The sequence below is a fragment of the Lysobacter yangpyeongensis genome (genome assembly GCF_042655745.1).
GTDB classification, from domain to species: Bacteria; Pseudomonadota; Gammaproteobacteria; order Xanthomonadales; family Xanthomonadaceae; genus Agrilutibacter; species Agrilutibacter yangpyeongensis.
This window is the reverse complement of sequence record NZ_JBHSNM010000013.1, coordinates 1-4,714: the sequence shown is the minus strand read 5'-3', so window position 1 is coordinate 4,714 and position 4,714 is coordinate 1. Positions and strand designations below refer to the sequence as shown.

General features: G+C 56.9%; 5 protein-coding genes. All 5 read right to left on the bottom strand.

The features are described from left to right. Positions 1-1,009 precede the first annotated feature (1,009 nt). A complete protein-coding gene (locus ACFPN1_RS16075; RefSeq protein WP_386756229.1) occupies positions 1,010-1,528 on the bottom strand; it encodes a hypothetical protein in 519 nt (172 codons plus the stop codon). Between the two features lie 417 nt (positions 1,529-1,945). Further along, positions 1,946-2,344: a hypothetical protein gene (locus ACFPN1_RS16070; protein ID WP_386756228.1), complete on the bottom strand. Its 399-nt coding sequence runs from the start codon at positions 2,342-2,344 to the stop codon at positions 1,946-1,948. A 72-nt stretch (positions 2,345-2,416) separates the two neighbouring features. Beyond that, the gene (locus tag ACFPN1_RS16065; RefSeq protein WP_386756227.1) at positions 2,417-2,791 is read right to left on the bottom strand and encodes a VOC family protein; all 375 of its coding nucleotides are present in this window, start codon (positions 2,789-2,791) and stop codon (positions 2,417-2,419) included. Positions 2,792-2,880: 89 nt separating this feature from the next. Continuing rightward, positions 2,881-3,279 (bottom strand): hypothetical protein, encoded by a 399-nt coding sequence (locus ACFPN1_RS16060; RefSeq protein ID WP_386756226.1) that lies wholly within the window; start codon positions 3,277-3,279, stop codon positions 2,881-2,883. Positions 3,280-3,787: 508 nt separating this feature from the next. Beyond that, entirely contained in the window at positions 3,788-4,240 is a 453-nt protein-coding gene (locus ACFPN1_RS16055) for a DUF4262 domain-containing protein (protein WP_386756225.1), read from the bottom strand. Positions 4,241-4,714: the final 474 nt, after the last annotated feature.

The following is a 4,714-nucleotide window of genomic DNA, read 5'->3' as shown; positions in this document are numbered from 1 at the left end:
CCAGCAATGCTGGAATGAAGAGTGCTGACAGGAAAGCGACGACCACATGCGCCCAGCGCCGTTCTGAGCTCGGGGTAGCTGATTGAGGTGGTTGAAAGAGATTCATCACAAGCAGCCTAACGCCTGAGTTAAGCCGGCCCGCCCGAGGCGAACCGGGTGGCGCCGAGGCCGCGAAGCGGGCTCGGCTTGAACGAATTGTTAGGCCGCACTGCCAATAGCTCCGTTAGCAGCTAAGGCCAGTACGACGAGCGCTGTAGATGGCCAAGCCTAGTGCTGCGGTAAAGAAAAGGGCCATTACGGTAGTTGTGATATCTAAGTCACCGCGAGCGAAGTATGTAAAAGCTACGACCGACCACATGGCCAAGGCCATGAGACCCCACAAAAGAACGCCCGTGGAAGGAATGCGCGATTTGTGTTGGCCAATGCCATAGATCTTGGCGCTTCTATCCCACATCTCATTCAACTCTTTGACCTTTTCCTGGCATGTCTCACGACATGCCAAGCCGTTCCCAACGTCGACGGAACAGTCAGGGCACAGGGCCTTGAAGCATGTCTTACAAAGGCCGATAGCAGGGGTTGAGCGATGAGAGTAGCAATGCATGCGATGAACTCAATTTGTGCGGCCTAACGCCTGAATTAAGCCGGCCCGCCCAAGGAGAGCCGGTTTTTGGTGGGAGCCACGAAGCGGGCTCGGCTTGAATGAATTGTTAGGCATCAACTCAGCTGGCCGATAGCAAGCCATGTGATCCACATGCCAATACCAAGCCAAAGAACTGCCCCGAGTGTAGCGCCGACTCGACCCGCTCGTGGGCCACCAGGGCCAAACCAGCGAGGGCGCAGTAGCCAATGGTCTAGAAGTTTTGGGCGAAAGGAGGCGGCCAAAAGCGTGACGCTAGCATTAGCAACGAGTACGACGCCAAGCAGCAGTTCAATTGCGGGCGGTGCTTTCATTGATGCCTAACGCCTGAATTAAGCCGAGCCGCGAAGCGGCTTCGGCTTGAATGAATTGTTAGCGCGCATCCGGGATGGCGCCAAACCGGTAACGGTGAATAAGCCTTTTGATGCCGCTGCTACCAAGCACGAGAACCAAGGCGAATGCTAGCTGCACAACAGTAGCGACCATATTGGCTATTTGCTCTTGGGACCACTCGAAGCCAATCGCATCTGTCTGAGCGACGCGGATGAGGAGGGCAATCCAGTAGGACGCATCGGCGATGGCGCTGGCCAGGAACCAAAGGCCGATGAGCGTTATGCCTACGGAGAGGGCGGTAGAGGAGTCTAGTGCCGTCTCCGAGCGTGGCTCCCGCATGACCGGAAGTAGCTTGCGGGCGATAGTGAGAGGGAAGAACCAGAGAAACCCTATGAAAAGAAGGAGGCCAGTGAGCAAGGCCGTATACAAGGCGGACCATCCCATCCCATCGGGTTGCGACAGCATCTGCAGTGCCGCAGGGGTGCTGCGGATGGTGATGTATAGCAAGTAGATTGCGAACAACCTTGAAGCAACCGCAATGAAATCTTCTCGGCTCACGATGATCTCCGAAATGCGCGCTAACGCCTGAATTAAGCCGAGCCGCGAAGCGGCTTCGGCTTGAATGAATTGTTATGCAGCCAGGAGAACCGGAGAACTTGGCTGCTGAAGAGATCTTAGCTCAGGACAATCGGTGCCCGAGAATCACCCCATGGAGCCGGGAAAGGAATCGGGCGAGCTTTGACCGGCCGAAGGCGAGGGCGCTGCTGCGGCTACCGAGGACACTGCAGGTGCGTAGCGCCGGCGAGTTGCCGGAAGACGCGATGCCTTGGCGCAGATGCCAAGCCACTCAAGCCGCGGAACAAGACCGGGTGCACGATAGGTTTGAACAACCTCTATCCCACCGCGCATAACGCCTGAGTTAAGCCGAGCCGCGAAGCGGCTTCGGCTTGAATGAATTGTTAGGGCTCACGCCCACTAGATGTCAAACCCCGGATGCAGGAACTCACGAGACTCACCAATGGACCAACTATCACCTAGGAAACGGTCCTGAAGTTTGTGGCCGTTTGCCGTGTAGTGGAGTTCCGATGCCAGCGGAATGCCAAGAGTTGGAAGGAGCTCTCGAAGAATCTCAAGGACAGCAGCTCGGTCAGTTGTGTCGATATCGATGCCACAGAACTCGATTGGCCGTGTGCCATCGGGGAGAGTGTCGCCAAGCAGCGACCCGCCGCCAGAGACATGGCCAAGGTCATGAGGCTCTAATGCGGCGTCGATTGGATCCTCGAAGAGAGTGCCCCTATCCAATGGTTGGATCGGGGCAGGAATCTTGATGTAGACAAACTGTTCGACGTCGAACTCATCTTCTTGTTCGGTCACGGTGATCTCCCCTGTGAGCCCTAACGCCTGAATTAAGCCGAGCCGCGAAGCGGCTTCGGCTTGAATGAATTGTTAGGCCTCGGATTCGTGGCAAACCATTTCGATGTTGTGCCCGTCCGGACCGATAACGAAAGCGGCATAGTATTTCCCGGTGTAGTTCGGGCGCAGACCCGGCGCGCCGTTGTCTTTGGCCCCCGTCTCCAGTGCCGCACGATAGAACGCATCGACCTGCCCGCGATTCTCAGCAGTGAACGCCAGGTGTAGAGGCGACGGTTTCTCCACTGGCTTTAGGCGGATGCCTAGTGAAGCTTTGCTACTAGGGTGGAAAAGCTCGATACCGATCGGTCCTTCCGAGACAACAGTTACACCGAGCGGCGATAGCACTTTGAGGAAGAACTCTTTGCTCGCAGCATAGTCGCTGACTCCGAATACGACGTGGTCAAACATGAGTGCTCCTGAAGATGCTCGTGCGAGGCCTAACGCCTGAATTAAGCCGAGCCGCGAAGCGGCTTCGGCTTGAATGAATTGTTAGGCTGCTACCCGCCAGCCTGCTGCTGCATGTGCTGCCGCATTTGCTCATTGAGCGCCTTGAACTGCTCGATTAGCTCGTCACACGGTTCTTTCTTGGCTTGGCACAGTGCTTTCATGTCGACGTAAATGTGGCCGTCCCGCTCAAAGATGGTGCGCTTTACGGCGGCAGGATATGCGGGGTGCCCTTCTGGGCTGAAGGACCAGATGGCCGAGTTCTTTCGATCATCAATGATCGTCCAGCCCTCTTGGACCCGAACAGAGTTTTCTGGGTTTTCCTTGAGATCCGACAGTGCCTCCGCTACCGAGGCATAGCCGATGCTGGAGGTCTGGCGCGTTGCCGTATCCGGCTCGGCCGCGTTTGCGACCCCAAGAGCGGCGAGCAAGATTAACGAGAATTGAGTCACTGTGATCTCTCCTGCAGCCTAACGCCTGAATTAAGCCGAGCCGCGAAGCGGCTTCGGCTTGAATGAATTGTTAGGCCCCAGCCGACCACCAGGAATCACCGTACTCACCGACCGAAACCATTAGCTGGACTGGCGAGTCAATGAGGCCGAAGTACTGATGCCCTCTGCCGGATGAAGCCACAGCGAGAAGCTTACCTTGGACAGACGACAGCAGCTCAGGTGAACAGTGCCAGCCAAAACCGGCGGGCGGTGGCTGTGAGTTGCGACAGGCGAATAGCTGAGCGGGATGGCTAGCCGCAACTTGAGCAACGGCATGGAGTGGCAGCGTGGGATCGGGTGAAGCGGTGAACTCGCCAAGGCGGCGGGATAGATCCGTGATCTCTTGGGAGGTCCCAGCCAAGAGCAATGTGTCAGTGCCCTTGAATTGGTGGAACAGACCGAGTCTCAACATGGGGCCTAACGCCCGAATTAAGCCGAGCCGCGAAGCGGCTTCGGCTTGAATGAATTGTTAGACGATGGCCAAGGGCTCATCGGCCGGAATGTAATCGTAGCCAGGTTGCCAAGGAAAGCGATGCTGCCGGTCCGGTAGAAACATGACCACCGCACCAAATGGCTTGCCTTGGTAGTAGCGCAGGGCCGTACCTAGGTACTCATTAAAGCAATCGGGACGAACAGGCTTAAAGACCACCTTGTAGCCACCCCCAAGAACATCAGGGTCCTCGACATTCGGGCGGACTGTATGGCCGCCCTTGAACAGGTTGGCGCACTCGTTGAGGATTGCATGCGCCTTTTCTCGCTCTAGTCCGAAGACCAGCACCTCCGGTGCTCCATATGACTCACCGAATCCAATGGAGTAGCTGAATTTGTCTTGGCCTTCTTGCGTTGGGAAGACATGGAGGCAGTGCCAGCCGTATTCCCGGACATTGTCCGCGATCGTCCGACCCGCGAGATCTTCACCCATCGTCTAACGCCTGAATTAAGCCGAGCCGCGAAGCGGCTTCGGCTTGAATGAATTGTTAGGCGCGCTGCCGATAGAGGAACAGTCTGCGATTACAGGCTGTGCACCAACCGCCAAACGGCCAGATCACCCGCAGCGGGCCAAGAGAAATATAGCCGACGCGACCGCCACAGACTGGGCATGGCCAATAGGCCCCCATGAACGAGATGGCGCCCCACACGAGAAAGCAGAACAACGTAGCCGTGCCGCTCTCAAGAAAGAATGAGCCAATAAAGGCCGCGAAGGCAACCCAGCAGGCGACACGCATCTGCCGGTACTGTCTCCACGCTGCAGTGTCTCTAACCATGCGAGCCTAACGCCTGAGTTAAGCCGACCCGCTGCCGCAGCAATCGGAGAACGGCGGTGGATCAATTTGCGAGTCGTTCAAGACGAAGCCGCGAAGCGGGTTCGGCTTGAACGAATTGTTAGGCCGCCGAT